The 15,998-nt window shown below is 69.1% G+C and carries 16 protein-coding genes; 12 read left to right on the top strand and 4 right to left on the bottom strand.

Going from position 1 to position 15,998, the window contains the following annotated elements; all coding sequences use genetic code 11:
* Positions 1 to 22: 22 nt before the first annotated feature.
* Genes upp through PMI12_RS24525 form a run of 3 tightly spaced genes read right to left on the bottom strand, consistent with a single transcriptional unit; the run spans position 23 to position 3,404 of the window.
* On the bottom strand, positions 23 to 652 hold the full coding sequence (gene upp / locus PMI12_RS24535) for a uracil phosphoribosyltransferase (RefSeq protein ID WP_007837874.1): 630 nt from the start codon (positions 650 to 652) through the stop codon (positions 23 to 25).
* A 35-nt stretch (positions 653 to 687) separates the two neighbouring features.
* Positions 688 to 2,097 carry a URC4/urg3 family protein gene (locus PMI12_RS24530; protein WP_007837872.1) on the bottom strand — a complete coding sequence of 470 codons (1,410 nt, stop codon included), beginning with the start codon at positions 2,095 to 2,097 and terminating at the stop codon, positions 688 to 690.
* A complete protein-coding gene (locus PMI12_RS24525) occupies positions 2,094 to 3,404 on the bottom strand; it encodes a GTP cyclohydrolase II (RefSeq protein ID WP_007837869.1) in 1,311 nt (436 codons plus the stop codon). Before PMI12_RS24525 ends, PMI12_RS24530 begins: the two co-directional genes overlap by 4 nt.
* A gap of 113 nt (positions 3,405 to 3,517) precedes the next feature.
* Between PMI12_RS24525 and PMI12_RS24520 the strand changes: the two genes are divergently transcribed.
* Both PMI12_RS24520 and PMI12_RS24515 read left to right on the top strand, forming a co-directional pair.
* Positions 3,518 to 4,108: a sigma-70 family RNA polymerase sigma factor gene (locus PMI12_RS24520; protein ID WP_007837861.1), complete on the top strand. Its 591-nt coding sequence runs from the start codon at positions 3,518 to 3,520 to the stop codon at positions 4,106 to 4,108.
* On the top strand, positions 4,105 to 4,746 hold the full coding sequence (locus PMI12_RS24515) for an NrsF family protein (protein ID WP_007837859.1): 642 nt from the start codon (positions 4,105 to 4,107) through the stop codon (positions 4,744 to 4,746). The genes PMI12_RS24520 and PMI12_RS24515 overlap by 4 nt, the downstream gene beginning before the upstream one ends.
* A 20-nt stretch (positions 4,747 to 4,766) precedes the next feature.
* On the opposite strand, the gene PMI12_RS24510 is transcribed toward PMI12_RS24515, so the two are convergent.
* Positions 4,767 to 6,281 (bottom strand): helicase HerA-like domain-containing protein, encoded by a 1,515-nt coding sequence (locus PMI12_RS24510; protein ID WP_007837857.1) that lies wholly within the window; start codon positions 6,279 to 6,281, stop codon positions 4,767 to 4,769.
* Positions 6,282 to 6,475: 194 nt separating this feature from the next.
* Here PMI12_RS24510 and PMI12_RS24505 point away from each other — a divergent pair, with 194 nt between their 5' ends.
* The 10 genes from PMI12_RS24505 to fabG all read left to right on the top strand — a co-directional run bounded on the left by PMI12_RS24505 (position 6,476) and on the right by fabG (position 15,982).
* Positions 6,476 to 6,787: a phosphopantetheine-binding protein gene (locus tag PMI12_RS24505; RefSeq protein WP_007837856.1), complete on the top strand. Its 312-nt coding sequence runs from the start codon at positions 6,476 to 6,478 to the stop codon at positions 6,785 to 6,787.
* 70 nt (positions 6,788 to 6,857) lie between these two features.
* Positions 6,858 to 7,436: a hypothetical protein gene (locus PMI12_RS24500; protein WP_235507914.1), complete on the top strand. Its 579-nt coding sequence runs from the start codon at positions 6,858 to 6,860 to the stop codon at positions 7,434 to 7,436.
* A 16-nt stretch (positions 7,437 to 7,452) separates the two neighbouring features.
* A complete protein-coding gene (locus tag PMI12_RS24495) occupies positions 7,453 to 9,168 on the top strand; it encodes an AMP-binding protein (protein ID WP_007837854.1) in 1,716 nt (571 codons plus the stop codon).
* Positions 9,168 to 10,190 carry a hypothetical protein gene (locus tag PMI12_RS24490; RefSeq protein WP_007837853.1) on the top strand — a complete coding sequence of 341 codons (1,023 nt, stop codon included), beginning with the start codon at positions 9,168 to 9,170 and terminating at the stop codon, positions 10,188 to 10,190. The genes PMI12_RS24495 and PMI12_RS24490 overlap by 1 nt, the downstream gene beginning before the upstream one ends.
* Entirely contained in the window at positions 10,162 to 10,788 is a 627-nt protein-coding gene (locus PMI12_RS24485; RefSeq protein WP_042674213.1) for a LolA-related protein, read from the top strand. Before PMI12_RS24490 ends, PMI12_RS24485 begins: the two co-directional genes overlap by 29 nt.
* Positions 10,788 to 13,181 (top strand): MMPL family transporter, encoded by a 2,394-nt coding sequence (locus PMI12_RS24480; RefSeq protein WP_007837849.1) that lies wholly within the window; start codon positions 10,788 to 10,790, stop codon positions 13,179 to 13,181. The genes PMI12_RS24485 and PMI12_RS24480 overlap by 1 nt, the downstream gene beginning before the upstream one ends.
* On the top strand, positions 13,181 to 14,020 hold the full coding sequence (locus PMI12_RS24475; RefSeq protein ID WP_007837848.1) for a polysaccharide deacetylase family protein: 840 nt from the start codon (positions 13,181 to 13,183) through the stop codon (positions 14,018 to 14,020). Before PMI12_RS24480 ends, PMI12_RS24475 begins: the two co-directional genes overlap by 1 nt.
* The gene (locus tag PMI12_RS24470) at positions 14,017 to 14,784 is read left to right on the top strand and encodes a class I SAM-dependent methyltransferase (protein ID WP_007837847.1); all 768 of its coding nucleotides are present in this window, start codon (positions 14,017 to 14,019) and stop codon (positions 14,782 to 14,784) included. Before PMI12_RS24475 ends, PMI12_RS24470 begins: the two co-directional genes overlap by 4 nt.
* A complete protein-coding gene (locus tag PMI12_RS24465; protein WP_007837846.1) occupies positions 14,781 to 15,254 on the top strand; it encodes a hypothetical protein in 474 nt (157 codons plus the stop codon). The genes PMI12_RS24470 and PMI12_RS24465 overlap by 4 nt, the downstream gene beginning before the upstream one ends.
* Positions 15,251 to 15,982 (top strand): 3-oxoacyl-ACP reductase FabG, encoded by a 732-nt coding sequence (gene fabG / locus PMI12_RS24460; protein ID WP_007837845.1) that lies wholly within the window; start codon positions 15,251 to 15,253, stop codon positions 15,980 to 15,982. Before PMI12_RS24465 ends, fabG begins: the two co-directional genes overlap by 4 nt.
* Positions 15,983 to 15,998: the final 16 nt, after the last annotated feature.

Below are 15,998 nucleotides of genomic sequence, written 5' to 3'. Positions count from 1 at the left end.
GCGCGCAGCCTGGGGGCGAGCCTTACTTCGTGCCGAAGATCCGGTCGCCCGCGTCGCCGAGGCCGGGCAGGATGTAGCCGTGGCTGTTCAGCTCGCGGTCGATCGCGGCCGTGTAGATCGGCACGTCCGGATGGGCCTTCTGCATGGTTGCGACGCCTTCGGGGCAGGTCAGCAGGCAGACGAACTTGATCGACTTGGGGTTCAGCTCTTTCAGGCGCTCGACTGCGGCCACGGCCGAGTTGCCGGTGGCCAGCATCGGGTCGACCACGATCACGTCGCGGTTCTCCATCTCGCCCGGCATCTTGAAGTAGTACTCCACGGCCGTCAGCGTCTTGGGGTCGCGGTACAGGCCGATGTGGCCGACGCGCGCGCCCGGCACCACGGTCAGCATGCCGTCCAGGATGCCGGTGCCGGCACGCAGGATCGACACCAGCACCAGCTTCTTGCCGTCGATGACCTTGGCCTGCATGGTCTCGAGCGGGGTCTCGACTTCGATGTCCTGCATCGGCATGTCGCGCGTGACCTCGTAGGCCATGAGCATGCTGATTTCATTGAGGAGCCGGCGGAAGCTGTTGGTGGACGCGTCCTTGCGGCGCATCAGGGTGAGCTTGTGCTGGACGAGGGGGTGGTTGACGAGGTGGACGTTGCTCATTGGAATTTTTTCTATCGTTGCTGAAAACCGGGAGTCTAGAAGACAGTGCCGTCGCTCTCGATCAGCAGAGGCGGAGCACCGTCACGCAAGCGCTGTGCCAGAGCCCGGCCCGCCGCCCAGGTGCCGCCTTCCAGAACGCAGGCCAGCGGCAATTCTTCCTCGGTGCGGTCGAGCACCTTGCGCACGCGCGGCGCTACTTCGTCGAGCAGCGCCACCGTGAGAGCGCGCCATTCGACGATGAACTCATCGCCCACCTTCCAGCGGCGCTCGAGGAAGGCGGGGTCCTTCGGCACGATCACGCCGCTGTCGATCAGCAGGCCGCCGTTGCGGTACTCGGGCAGGGCCGTGAGCGCGTCGAGGTGCCGCACCTTCACTCCGGCCCACTCGAAGGGCTCGAGCAGCGAGTACGTGAGCCACTGCGAAAGCTTGTGGAAGGGCATCCAGCCATTGGTGAGGCCGGGTCCGCGCACCGCGCTGTGGCGCCAGCAGTCGCCCAGCGCCAGCGCCGGGTCGCCCGAGCCGATGCCGCCTGCACTGTCGCTGCCGTCGGCGGCAATGCTGTCGACCGCGTTGGCCGCAGGCCAGATGCGCGAGAGCGTCTCCAGCAGCAGCGAAAGAATCTGGTGCGCGGTGATCTCGGCGGTGGGCGGCGTGGCGGCGCCGAAGGGCGCCACGAGGGCGTCGAACATGCCGGCGGGGCGGCCGTCCTCGCCGAAGGTCTCGGGCTGCTCGCTCATCGCTTCGCCAAGCCGGCGCAGCAGCACCGCGCGGCCCGCGAGGCCCACCAGCGGATTGACTTCGCTGACCTGGAACGCGTCGCCGAGCCGGTCGGTGACGAGGCCGCGCAGGCCGGCCGCATCGGCCTGGCAGGGATGGTCGGGGTTCGACGAGAAAAGTCCGCTGGTGAAGGCGTGGAAGCTCGCCACGCCCAGCCCTTCGGAACGCGTGAAGCGCGCGCCCGTGGCCGGCTCGGTGTAGCCCCAGTCGGGGCCTGCGCCGGCGTCGAGCAGCACGCTCACCAGCACGAGGTCGATGTGCGCGCGGGCGCGCTGCCGTGCATCGATGCGCGGACCGAGCAACTCGTCCAGCTGCTTCAGCCGGTCGGCGCCCCCCGCCTCGAAATGGCGCCAGCGGCTGTGGTACGGGATGGTGTCCCACGGATAACGCTCGCGCGTGACCTCCGCGACGGTGCGTGCGGCGTCTTCGAGCGTGTCGTCGCCGCCGATGCGGAACCACTGCGATTCGCCCCGGCGCGCGCGCGCCAGCAGGGCGCCCGCGCGCTGCCGGATGGCGGCTGTGGTGCGCAGCAGGCTGGCAGCGCCGGCAGGGTGCGCGGTGTCGGCCGTGAATTCGATGGACGGGTCGATCTCGCCCGCGCCGCCCGGCGGCAAGCTGCCCGATCCGTCGACCGGCATGTTGTCGAATTGGTCGTGACTGTTGCTCATTCGGCGAGTCCCCGGCCTTTGGCCTTCTTGAGTTCGTCGGCGTCCGGCACCGGGCCGGGCGTGAAATAGCCGGCGGCCATCTTCGCGTCCATCTCGACGCGGGCGTCCGCTGGAATCAGCTCGTCGGGAATGTTCACCCGCTCGCCGATCTCGATGCCCGAGCCGGTGATCGCGTCGAACTTCATGTTGCTCATCGACACGAGCCGATGGATCTTCTTGATGCCGAGCCAGTGGAAGACGTCGGGCATCAGCTCCTGGAAGCGCATGTCCTGCACCCCGGCCACGCACTCGGTGCGCGCGAAATACTGGTCGGCCGTGTCGCCGCCGACCTGGCGCTTGCGCGCGTTGTAGACCAGGAACTTGGTGACCTCGCCGAGCGCGCGGCCTTCCTTGCGCGAGTAGGCGATCAGGCCGACACCGCCGCGCTGCGCACCCTGGATGCACTCCTCGATGGCGTGCGTGAGGTAGGGCCGGCAGGTGCAGATGTCGGAGCCGAACACGTCGGAGCCGTTGCACTCGTCATGGATGCGCGCGGTGAGCTCAACGTCGGGATTGGCCAGGTCGCGCGGATTGCCGAAGATGTAGAGCGTCTGCCCACCGATGGGCGGCAGGAACACTTCGAGGTCGGAGCGCGTGACCAGCTCGGGGTACATGCCGCCAGTCTCTTCGAACAGCGTGCGGCGCAGGTCGGTCTCGGAGCAGCCGAAGCGCCGCGCCACCTCGGGCAGGTACCACACGGGTTCGATGGCGGCCTTGGTGACCATCGCGGCGCCACCGGCGGTGAGGAACTTGCCATCGGCCTTGAGGCGGCCGCTCTGCAGCGCCTCGATCACCTCGGGCAGGATCACGTGGGCCTTCGTGATCGCGATGGTCGGGCGGATGTCGTAGCCCGCCGCGAGTTCTGCAGAAAACACATCGGCCACCAGTGCGCCCCACGGGTCGAGTGACACGATGCGGCCCGGATCGCTCCACTGCGGATACGGGCCGATCACGTCGGTCGGCGCGGTGTTGGTCAGGTCGGCTTTGTGCTCGCGCTTGAGCGCCCCTGCCGCCACCGCCAACGCGCGGTACACGCTGTATGAACCGCTGTGCGTGCCGATGACGTTGCGGTGCGCGCGCTTGGTGGTGGTGCCGACGACCGGCCCTCGTTCGGTGGCGGTGGCCGCGCCCCACTGGATGGGCAGGGCACCGAAGCCGCCCGCGTGCGAGGTAAGCCGGATGTGGCCGGTCGACGTCGAGGGATGGAGCGGGGGGAGGGGCGTGACGCCGCCGGGGACGGAAGGGATCGTTGTACTGTCTGCAGACATTGGAGGCCCTCAAAAAACACAATGTACCGATGGCGTGTGGCGCTTGCAAGCGGATGGCTTGGGCACAATCAGCCGGAATCTTTTTTTCGACACGGCTGTAACCGGCCGGCCCGATGGCACGAAACACAATAAGCAGCAGGGTGAACCCGAGCGACGCGGAAGCGGCGCTGCGCAGCCTGTTCCTTCGCGGCCTCGACGGCGACGCGAAGGCCTACCGCGACTTCCTGCAGCGACTCAGCGCGCACCTGCGCGCCTTTCTGGGCAAGCGCCTCTTTGGCTGGCCCGATGAAGTGGAAGACCTCGTCCAGGAATGCCTGCTCGCCATGCACAACCAGCGCCACACCTACCAGAGCGACCAGCCGCTGACGGCCTGGGTGCATGCGATTGCGCGCTACAAGATGATCGACCTGCTGCGCGCCAAGTCGGTCCGCGAAGACCTGCATGACCCGTTGGACGACGACCTGGCTGTGTTCACCGAATCGGCCGAGGAGGCCAGCGATGCGAAGCGCGACCTCGGCGGCCTGCTCGAAACCCTGCCCGAGCGCCAGCGCCTGCCGATCGTGCACGTGAAGATCGAAGGCCTGTCGGTGGCGGAAACCGCGAGCCTGACCGGCATGTCGGAGTCGGCCGTGAAGGTCGGTATCCACCGCGGGCTCAAGGCGCTGGCGGCGCGGTGCGGCAGCAATTGGGGAAGTGCGGCATGAAGACCGACGATCTCGTCGCGATGCTGGCGAATGGTGAGGTGGCCGCGCCGCGCCGCCGCGCCGGCCGGCGCATCGGGCTGGCGGTGCTGCTGGGCCTGCCGCTCTCGTTCGCGATCCTGTTCGCCGGGTACGGCGTGCGGTACGACATCGTGCAGGCCATGTTCTGGCCGATGTTCTGGGTCAAGGTGCTGTTCCCGCTGTGCATCGCAGCGGCCGGCTTCGTGGCCGTGGAGCGGCTTGCGCGGCCGGGTGTGGCGCCGCGGCGCGCCTGGGTCGGCGCGGCGCTGCCGGTGCTCGGGGTGTGGGTGCTGGCGGTGGCCGCCTGGTTCACCCTGCCGATGGAAGCGCGCATGCCCTCTCTGATGGGGCAGTCATGGCGCATCTGCGCGCTGAGCATCGGGCTGATGGCGCTGCCGGTGCTCGCGGCCACGCTGGTGGCGCTCAAGGGGATGGCGCCCACGCGGCCGGCGCTGGCGGGGGCCGCGGCCGGGGCGCTGGCCGGAGGCGTTGGTGCCGCGATCTATGCGCTGCACTGCATGGAACTCACCGCGCCGTTTCTCGCAGTCTGGTACGTGAGCGGGATCGCGGTGCCGGTGCTGGCTGGCGCCGCGCTGGGGCCGCGCCTGCTGCGCTGGTAGGCGGCCCCGAGGGGGCATCCTCAGCGCTTCTTGCTGCCGAAGATCCCGCCCAGCACCCCGCGCAGGATCTCCTTGCCTACCGAGGTGCCCATCGTGCGCACCGCCGACTTGGCCATGGTCTGCACCAGCCCGTCGTGCTTCGCGCCGCGCGGCCCGGTGGTGCCGAAGAGCATGTCGTTGAGCATGCCGCCCATGCCGGAGCCGGACGATTCGGCCGCGGGCTTGCCACCCGCGCCAACCGCGGGCGCGTCGGGTGCGCTCTCGGCGCGGCCCTTGAGCTTTTCGTAGGCCGATTCGCGGTCCACCGTCTTCTCGTAGACACCCGCGACCAGCGAGCCCGTGACCAGCGCCTTGCGCTGGTCGGGCGTGATCGGGCCGAGCTGGCTGCCCGGCGGCAGCACGAATACGCGTTCGGTCACGCTCGGGCGGCCCTTTTCGTCGAGGAAGCTCACGAGCGCCTCGCCGACCGCGAGTTCGGTGATGGCGGTTTCGATGTCGAGGCCCGGCTTCTGGCGCATGGTGCTGGCGGCCGCCTTCACGGCCTTCTGGTCGCGCGGGGTGAATGCGCGCAGCGCGTGCTGCACGCGGTTGCCCAACTGGGCCAGCACCGTATCGGGAATGTCCAGCGGGTTCTGCGTGACGAAATACACGCCCACGCCCTTGGAGCGCACCAGGCGCACCACCAGCTCGATGCGTTCCACCAGCGCCTTGGGCGCCTCGTTGAACAGCAGGTGGGCCTCGTCGAAGAAGAAGGCCAGCTTGGGCTGCTCGGGATCGCCGATTTCGGGTAGCTGCTCGAACAGCTCCGACAGCATCCACAGCAGGAAGGTGGCGTACAGGCGCGGCGAGTTCATGAGCTTGTCGGCCGCGAGGACGTTGATGACCCCCTTGCCGCCCACGGTCTGCATGAAGTCGGCGATGTTGAGCATCGGCTCCCCGAAGAACTTGTCGCCGCCCTGGGTCTCGATCTGCAGCAGGCCGCGCTGGATGGCACCCACGCTGGCGGCGCTGATGTTGCCGTACTGGGTGGTGAACTGGCTCGCGTTCTCGCCCACGTACTGCAGCATGGCGCGCAGGTCTTTCAGGTCGAGCAGCAGCAGGCCGTTGTCGTCGGCGATCTTGAACACCAGGTTCAGCACGCCGGCCTGTGTTTCGTTCAGGTCGAGCATGCGGGCCAGCAGCAGCGGGCCCATGTCGGAGATGGTGGCGCGCACCGGATGGCCCTGTTCGCCGAACACATCCCACAGCGTGACGGGGCAGGCGGAGGGCTCGGGCAGATCGATGCCGCGTTCTTTCAGCGTGGCGGCCAGCTTGTCGCCGATAGTGCCCTTTTGGCTGACGCCCGTCAGGTCGCCCTTGACGTCGGCCATGAACACCGGCACGCCGATGCTGGACAGCTTCTCCGCGATGGTCTGCAGGGTGACGGTCTTGCCGGTGCCGGTGGCGCCGGTGATCAGGCCGTGGCGGTTGGCCAGGCTGGGGAGAAGATTGCACTCGATGGCTTCATGCCGTGCGATCAGAAGGGGGTCGGCCATGGGGCGCTCCGGGTCGTATCGAAGCGGGTAGTCTAGGGCCTGTGCACCCTGTGCAAGGGGGTCGCGAAGCTCGCCACAGCCAGCCCCTTTTCGAAGCAACGCGACCCCCTTGCACAGGGCGAACAGGCCCTAAGCGGCCCTCCTATAATCCACGACCCGCACGATAGTTCAGGCAAAAGTTTCAGGAGGTTTTTTTGTCATCGACTGCTCAGCCCCCCATTCCCGCCACTGGCGATGCCTCCGAACAGTCGCCGATCGAAAAAGAGCTGGCCGTGCTGCTCGTGAGCGCGCTGAATCTCGAAGTGGCCCCCGAGGACATCGTGCCGACCGAACCGCTCTATGGCGAAGGCCTGGGACTCGACTCCATCGACATCCTCGAAGTGGCGCTCGAAGTCTCGCGCCGCTATGGGTTCCAACTGCGTTCGGACGACGAACGCAACCAGCAGATTTTTCAGTCGCTGCGCACGCTCGCGACCCACGTCGCCCAGCATCGCGTAGCTTCCTGATCCCATGTCGCGATGGCGAATAGCACTCCTGTTGGTGGTGGGGGTTGCATATGCCGGCCTCTCTCACTGGATGACGCTGTTCCACGCCACGGAGCCATGGGCGGTGGTGGTGCTGCTCGGCCCGCTCTGGCTCGCCGCCATGGGCCTGGCCGCCAGCTGGTTCGGCCGCTGGGGCCTTGCCGCCGTGGCCGTGCTGGGCATTGGCGGTTTTTCGCTCGTCTTCCTTGGTGAGGCGGGCGATCCCAACCGGCTGTACGTGCTGCAGCACGTGGCCATCAACGCAGCCCTGTGCGGCTGGTTCGGCTCGACACTGCGCGGCCGCGGCCTGCCGCTGATCACCCAGTTCGCGCAGCGCGTGCATCCGCTCAAGGGCCACATGCTGGCCTACACCACGCAGCTCACGCGCATCTGGACCGGCTTCTTCGCACTGACGGTGCTGGCGTCGATCCTCATCTACCTGACACGGCCGTTCTCCGAGTGGTCGCTGTTCGCCAATGTGCTGTCGCCGGTGATGGTGACGCTGCTGTTCGTCGGCGAACACCTGCTGCGCTACCGGCTGCATCCCGAATTCGAACGCACGCGCCTCGTGGATGCGGTGCGCGCGTTCTACGGCACATCGTCGGTGGACACCAGCCCCGGCGGCCAATGACACAGGCGCTGCCAGCGTGACGACAGACCTTCGCTTCCTGCCACTGCTCGCGAACCGAGACCCCGACGCCCCCCTGGCCTGGCGCGCCGGTGTCCCCGTGAGCGCGCGGCAGTTCCTGGCCGACGTGGCCCGCTTCGCACCTGGGCTTCCGGGCGAGGGGCCGGCCGTCAATCTCTGTGCTGACCGATACGCCTTCGCCGTGAGCCTGGGCGCGGCGCTGGTGCGCGGCCATGCCAGCCTGCTGCCGCCCGACGCGCGGCCCGACACGCTCGCGCGCCTGCTCGAATCCGGCGGCCCGCATCTTTTTGCGCTCACCGATGACCCGAAGCTGCAGGCCCCGGGCATGCAGCGCGTGCTGTTCGAAAACCGCGCGAGTCCTGGCGACGGTGCCGATGCCGATGGCGCGGTGCCCGCGATCGACGCGGCCATGCACGCAGCCAGCCTGCTCACCTCGGGCTCGACCGGCGTGCCGCAACCGCACGCCAAGACCTGGCGCACGCTGGTGGGCGACGTGGCGGTGGCCGTCAAGCGCCTGTGCCGGGTGCTGGAGCGTCCCTCGCTCGAAGGCCTCACGCTGGTCGCTACCGTGCCAGTGCAGCACAGCTACGGGCTCGAATCGTCGGTGCTGCTCGCAATGCTCGGCGGCGCAGCATTCGAAAGCGGCCGGCCGTTCTTTCCGGCTGATGTCGCGAAAACTCTGGCCTCGGTGCCGCGGCCCCGCGCGCTGGTCACCACGCCGTTCCATCTCAAGACATTGCTGCTCTCGGGGATCGAGCTGCCGCCGGTCGACCTTATTTTGTCGGCCACCGCGCCGCTGTCGCCGCAGCTTGCGCAGCAGGCCGAGCAGGCCATGGGTGGCGTGCTGCTCGAAATCTACGGCAGCACCGAGTCGGGCCAGGTTGCCACGCGCCGCACCACCGACAGTGAAATCTGGGAGACCTTCGGCGAGATTCGCGTGCACGCCGAGCCCGCGGCCGACGGCGGCCCCGAGCGCTTCATCTTCAGCGGCGACTTCATGCCCGAGCCCACGCCGATGGCCGACGTGCTCGAACTGCTGGACGAACGCCGCTTCCGCCTGTTCGGCCGCGCCAATGACCTGATCCACGTGGCGGGCCGGCGCAGCTCGCTGGCGCACCTGAACTTTCATCTCAACAGCATCCCCGGCGTGGACGACGGCGCCTTCTGGCTGCCCGATGAGGTGGCCGACGGGGTCGTGCGGCCGGTGGCCTTCGTGGTCGCGCCCGAGCTCTCGGCGGGCGACATCATCGCGGCCCTGCGGCAGCGGCTCGAACCCGTGTTCGTGCCGCGCAGGGTGGTGCAGGTCAAGGCGTTCCCACGCGAAGGCACGGGCAAGCTCACAGTGCGTGCGCTGCGCGAATTCGCGCTGGCGCAACTCGCCGAAGATGACACACCAGTGCAGATGGCGCACATGGTGCCGGCGGATCACCCCGTATTCGCCGGCCATTTTCCCGGCCAGCCCCTGCTGCCTGGCGCGCTGGTGCTGGCCGAGGTCATGGAGTCGATCCGGCGCGTGCCGGCCCTGGTGGCGCGGCTGGGCGCACATCCCACGCTCGCCGCGGCGAAGTTCCTGTCGCCGGTGCGACCGGGCGCCGCGCTATCGATCGAATTGCACCCGGAGGCCGGACCCGGCCGCGGCGTACGTTTCGACGTTCGCTGCGACGGCGTGGTGGCCGTCACCGGCCGCTGGACGGCCGTGCAAGAGTCCGCGTGATGAAACACGCCGACGTTGAAGCGCGCGCCTTGAAAGAGGCTGCCCGGGCAGGGGAGGCGGCCCCGAATGGCGAGCGCGGTGAAAGTGGGGGCTGGGCGCATGCGCCAGAGCGCAGCAACATGCTTGCGCTGCGTTTCATCGTCGGGATGGCGCTGGTGTGCGGGCGCCACGTCACGCGCCTGCTGCTGCCGCCCATCGCGCTCTACTTCCTGCTGTTCGCACCGGCGCAGCGCCGGCACATCAAGCGCTATCTGTTCAGGGCCATCGGCCCGCAGGCGGGTTGGGTCGACGGTTTCCGCCTGCTGTACGCCTTCGCGTCGACAGTGCTCGACCGCGTCTACTTCCTGCGCGGGCGCATGGACCTGTTCAAGGTCAGCATCGAGGGCAACGTGTCGATCGAGTCGGAGATCGCACAAGGGCGGGGCGCCTTCCTGCTCGGCGCCCACGTCGGCAGCTTCGAGGCGCTGGGCGCCTGCAAGCAGCAGACGCACCAGCGCAACCTGCGCCTGGCGATGCTGATGTACCCGGACAACGCGCAGCGCATCACGGCCATCCTCAACGCCATTGCGGTGCCTGAACTGCGGCCGCACGTCATCGCGCTGGGCCGGCCGCATTCGATGCTCGAACTGCGCGACTGGCTCGACGGCGGCGGCCTGGGCGGCATGCTGGCCGACCGTACGCTGCCGGGCAGCGAAGACCAGCCCGCGCACCAGCGCGGCAACAACATCGTGCTGCCATTCCTCGGGCAGCCGGCGGTTTTCAACGACGGACCCTTCCGGCTGGCGGCTCTGCTGCGCCGCAAGGTGTTCTTCATGGCCGGGCTCTACGGCGGTGGTGCCCGCTACGATGTCCGGTTCGACCCGCTGGCCGACTTCGGCGAGGCGGTCTGCAGCCCCGCGGAGCGCGAAATGCGCATCCGCGCGGCCGTCGAAGCCTATGTGGCACGCCTGGAAGCGCTGTGCCGCGCGTATCCCTACAACTGGTTCAATTTCCATGATTTCTGGCTCGAAGATGCGGCTTGACTGGCTTTGCAGGGCATGCGTGCTCGCGCTGGCCTTCTGCGCCGTGCCGGCCTGGGCGGCGTTCGACCTGCCCGAGCTGATGACGCTGCTGGCCAAGCAGAAGAGCGGGGGGGCCCGCTTCACCGAACAACGCTTCGTGCACGGCCTCGAAGGCCCGCTCGACGCCAGCGGCACGCTGAGCTTCGACGCACCCGACAAGCTGGTGCGCCGCACGCTGTCGCCGCGCATCGAGACCATGGCTGTCGAGGGCAACACGCTGACGCTTTCGCGCGGAGGCCGCACCCGCACGCTGGCGCTGGACAGCATGCCCGAGCTGCTCGGCCTGGTCGAGGCCATGCGCGGCACCCTCACCGGCGACGGCGCCACGCTGCAGCGCTATTTCCGCAGCACCGTGTCGGGCTCGGCTGCCAAGTGGACGCTCGACCTCGTCCCGATGGACAGCCGATTGGCCGCGCAGGTGCGCAGCATGCGCATCAGCGGCCGCGCGAGCGACGTGCAGGGGCTCGAGATGGAGTTCGTCGGCGGTGACCGCTCGGTCATGAACATCACACCGGGCAACGCGGCTCCATCCAGCGCGCCCGGACGCACCACGCCGTGATGCCGCAACAGCAGGCAGGCGGTCCGCCGGGCTGGCGGCGCAGAGCGGTCGTGCTGCTGGCGTGGCTGCTGGTGCTGCTGTGCGGTGCCATCGTCATTGCGCGCACGCAGATCGGCGCGGATCTTTCCGCCTTCCTTCCCAAGAGCCCGGACGTGCGCCAGCGCGTGCTGATCGAGCAGCTTCAAAGCGGCGTCGCCTCGCGCACGCTGATGCTGGGCATCGAGGGCGGCAGCACCGAGCAGCGTGCCGCCGCGTCGCGTGCTGTCGCCAAAGACATGCGCGAGAGCAAGCTGTTCGATCTGGTCCAGAACGGCGACGTCGGCGACTGGAGCGAGGCGGGAGCCTGGGTGCTGCAGCACCGCTACCAGCTGTCGCCAGGCGTAGTGCCCGGGCAGTTCACCGCCGAGGGTCTGCGCGACGCCATCAACGAAACCCTGTCGATGCTTGGCACGCCGGCCGGCAACGTGATCAAGCCGTTTCTCGACCGCGACCCGACCGGCGAGACACAGCGCATTGCGATGGAGCTGGTGCCCGCCAGCGCGCCGCGCAGTGAAGACGGCGTCTGGATGTCGCGCGCCGCGCCGCGCGCGCTGATGATCGCCACCACGCGCGCCGCCGGCAGCGACCTCGACGCGCAGGCCGTGGCCATCGCACGCGTGCACGCCGCCTACGAGGCCGCGACGCGCGGCATGGGCGCAACGGCACCCAAGCTGCTGCTGAGCGGGCCGCCGGTGTTCTCGGTGATGAGCCGCGACAAGATCAAGACCGAAGCGATCCATCTCGCGGTGGTGGGCGGCATCGTCATGGGGGGGCTGCTGTTGCTGGCGTTCGCCTCGCCGCGTGCGCTGGTCATCGCCTTCCTGCCCGTGGCCACGGGCGTGGTGATCGGCACGGCGAGCGTGAGCCTCGTGTTCGGTTCGGTGCACGGCCTCACGCTGGGCTTCGGCAGCACGCTGATCGGCGAGACGGTCGACTACGCCATCTACTACCTCATTCAGGCGCGGGGCGCGGCCGTGGCCGGCACCGGCTGGCAGCGCTGGCGCGACCTGAACTGGCCGACCGTGCGGCTCGGCCTGCTGACCTCGGTGTGCGGCTTTGCGGCGCTGGTGTTCTCGGGCTTTCCGGGACTGGCGCAGCTGGGCGTCTTCTCCATCGCCGGCCTCGTCGCGGCCGCGCTGGCCACGCGCTACGTGCTGCCGGTGCTGGCGCCCGATGGCGCCACCGGCATGGGCATGCGCAGGTACATGGCGCAAATGGCCGGCGCGCTGGTGCGCGGCCTGCCGCGCCTGCGCTGGCCGCTGGCGGCGCTGGGCGTGGCCGCGCTGGCGCTGGTGCTGTGGCAGGGCGGTCACCTGTGGCGCGCCGACCTGGGCGCGATGAGTCCGGTGCCCAAGGCGGCCCAGCAGCTCGACGAGATGCTGCGCAACGACATCGGCGCGAGCGATGGCGGCGTGCTGGTGGTTGCCTACGGCGACGACGAACAGGCCGCCCTGCGCAACACCGAGGCGGCCGCGGCGCGGCTCGATGCGCTGGTGGAGCAGGGCGAACTCGTCGGCTACGAAACCGTGACGCGCGTGCTGCCGAGCGTGGCGGTGCAGACGGCGCGCATCGCGAGCCTGCCGAACGCCGAAACGCTGCGCGCCAATCTGGCCGAGGCGACCAAGGGGATGCCGCTGCCGGCTTCGCGCCTGGGGCCGTTCCTGGCCGACATCGAGGCGGCACGCAAGCTGCCGCCGGTGGAGCGCGCCGAACTGGCCGGTGGGCCGCTCGGTTCGATCCTGAACACGCTCATGTATCAGCGTCCGGGCGGCGGATGGGGCACGCTGGTCGTGCTGCACCCCGGCGCCAAGTTCGACCAGGGCCGCCTCGAAGCAGCCTTGGCCGGCCTGCCCGAAGTGCAGGTGGTCGACGTCGGCCGCGAACTCGCGGGCCTGTACCAGCGCTACCTGCACGAGGCCTTCGTGCAGGTGCTGCTCGGCGCGCTGGCGGTGGTGGTGCTGCTCGGCATCTACCTGCGTTCGTGGCGCCGGCTGCTCGCCGTGTGCCAGCCGCTGCTGTTCGCGGTGGTGCTCACGCTCGGCGGCATGGCCTTGCTGCAGGCGGCGCTCGGCATCCTGCATCTGGTGGGGCTGCTGCTGATCGTGGCGGTGGGGTCGAACTACGCGCTGTTCTTCGACCAGCTGCGCACGACCGGGCGGGCCGACGAAGACACGCTGGCGTCGCTGATGCTGGCCAATCTGACGACGGTGGTGTCGTTCGGTCTGATCGCGATTTCGGACATCCCGGCGTTGTCGTCCATCGGTCGCGTGGTTGCGCCGGGCGCGCTGCTGGCGCTGCTGCTGTCGGCGGCGTTTGCGCGGAGTGTGGCGCCTGCGAAAGCGGCGCGCCCCTGATGGGAAAATCGGCCCCCATGTCTTCCGTTCCTGCGTCCAAAGAATCCTGGCCCTGGCCGCCGGCCATTCGCGCCAGCGCGGCATGGCACGTCGCGGCCATCGGCGCGGGCGTGCTGGTGCCGGGCGCGTTGCCGTGGGCCATCGGCGCGATCGTGCTGAACCATGCGTTGATCACCGGCGCCGGCCTCACGCCGCGCAGCAGCCTGCTCGGCCCCAACGTCACGCGGCTGCCCGAAGCAGCTGCCGCGCGCCGCGAAGTGGCGATCACCATCGACGACGGGCCGGAGCCCGAGGTGACACCGCAAGTGCTTGACCTGCTCGATGTGCACGGCCAGCGCGCCACGTTCTTCTGCATCGCCGAGCGGGTGCTGGCGCATCCTGAACTGGCGCGCGAGATCGTCGCGCGCGGCCACAGCATCCAGAACCACACGGCGCAGCACCGGCACAACTTCTCTTTTCTCGGGCCGCGCGGCTTTGCAGCCGAAATTGCGCGGGCGCAGGACATCCTCGCCGACACCGTCGGCCAGCGCCCGACCTGTTTCCGCGCGCCGGCCGGCCTGCGCAACCCCTTCCTCGAACCCGTGCTGCACCGCCTCGGCCTCTCGCTCGTGAGCTGGACGCGGCGCGGCTTCGACACGCGCGAAGGCGACGCCGCCAAGGTGATGGCGCGCCTGAGCCACAACCTGCAGGCGCGCGACATCCTGTTGCTGCACGACGGCAATGCCGCGCGCACCGCCAAAGGACAACCCGTTTTGCTGGAGGTATTGCCCTTGTTGCTCGAACGTCTGCGCGCCGATGGATTGCGCGCTGTTACCTTGCCCGAAGGGCTGAAAGCATGAGCGCGGTGATGCCCTCGTCGTCGACCGACAACGCCTGGCGCGAGCTGCACGAGGCCGCGACCGTTCCCTACCAGAAGGGCGGCAGCTTCGCCTGGCACTTCGCACGCGGCAAGCTGGGTCGCGATCCGGTGTTTCGCGGCTTGCTCGAACATCGGCTGGTCGGCGCGCAGCACAGCCGCGTGGTCGACATCGGCTGCGGCCAGGGCCTGTTCGCAAGCCTGCTGGCGTCGATGAGCACGATGCAGAAGCAGGGCCGCTGGCCGTCGTCATGGCACGCCACCACGCACGGCGCAGACTACACCGGCATCGAGCTGATGCCGAAGGACGTGGCGCGCGCCGAGGCCTCCATCGGCCATCTGCAGCCTGCGCCGAAGCTGGTCTGCGCCGACATGTGCTCGGCCGCCTTGCCGGACTGCGACCTTGTCGTGATCCTCGACGTGCTGCACTACGTGAACCTTGAAGCGCAGGAAGGCGTACTGCTGCGCGTGCGCGACGCGCTGCGACGTGGCGCCAACCCGCAGGCGCGGCTGCTGCTGCGCGTGGGCGACGCGTCGAGCCGCCGCGGCTTCGCGATCAGCCAGTGGGTCGATCGCACCGTCACGCGCATCCGCGGCCACAAGGTCTCGCCGACCTGGGGCCGGCCGCTGGCCGACTGGACGGCGCTGCTGCGGCGCCTGGGCTTTCGCGTGCAAAGCATCCCGATGAGCGCGGGCACGCCCTTCGCCAACGTGCTGCTGGTGGCCGACCTGGAAGGGGCCGCATGACGGTGCCGCAGACGCTCGACCGTGCCGGCATTGCGCAGCGCATTCCGCACAGCGGCAGCATGTGCCTGCTGGAGCGGCTGGAGAGCTGGGACGCCGAGGCCATTCGCTGCAGCACCACCACGCACGCACAGGCCGACAACCCGCTGCGCACCGAGAGCGGACTGCTCGCGCCCAATGCCATCGAATACGCGGCGCAGGCCATGGCGCTGCATGGCGGCCTGCTGGCTGCCGAGGGCAGCACGCCGTCGGCGGGTTTCCTGGCGAGCGCGCGCAACGTGAAGCTGGCGGTGGCGCGCCTCGACGACGTGCCCGGCGCGTTGCAGGTGGGAGCCCGGCGCCTGTCGGGCGACGACCGCCAGATCCTCTACGAATTCACGGTGAAGGCGGACGATGGCCGCATGCTGGCCGAAGGCCGCGCCGTGGTGGTCCTGAACACACCGCTTGCTGCAGAAAGCATGACATCGCCATGAGTCTCGAAGGAAAACGCGCGCTGATCACCGGCGCCAGCGGCGCACTTGGCGCCGCCATGGCCGAACGCCTTGCGCGGGACGGCGCCACGGTCCTGCTGCACGCCAATTCGCGACCCGAGGCGGTCGAGCAACTGGCCGCATCGATCACGGCGGCGGGCGGCAAGGCGGAGTGCCACGTGTTCGACCTGTGCAGCGACGAAGCCTCGGCGGCGGCGTGCGCGCGCATCCTGGAAGGCGGGGCGGTCCAGATCCTCGTCAATAACGCCGGCGTGCACGACGACGCCGTGCTGCCGGGCATGCGCGCCGAGCAGTGGCACAAGGTGATCGACGTATCGCTTAACGGTTTCTTCCGCGTCACGCAGCCGCTGCTTCTGCCCATGATGCGCACGCGGTGGGGGCGCATCCTGAATATCTCTTCCGTGGCCGCGATTGCGGGCAACCGGGGGCAGGTCAACTACGCCGCGGCCAAGGGCGCGCTGAACAGCGCGACCAAGGCGCTGTCGCTCGAAGTGGCATCGCGCGGCGTGACAGTGAACGCGATTGCACCCGGAATCATTGCATCGCCGATGGCGGATGCGGTGTTCGATCCCGCGGTCATCAACCAGATGGTGCCGGTGAAGCGCGCGGGGACGCCCCAGGAAGTGGCTGCGCTGGCCGCCTTCCTGGCGAGTGACGAGGCGGCCTACATCACGGGCCAGGTGATCTCGATCAACGGCGGGATGATCTGAAGATCTGCCGCCGGGA

This window comes from Variovorax sp. CF313 (genome assembly GCF_000282635.1).
GTDB lineage: Bacteria > Pseudomonadota > Gammaproteobacteria > Burkholderiales > Burkholderiaceae_C > Variovorax.
The sequence above is the reverse complement of the archived record's forward strand: the minus strand, read 5'-3'. Positions and strand labels throughout refer to the sequence as shown.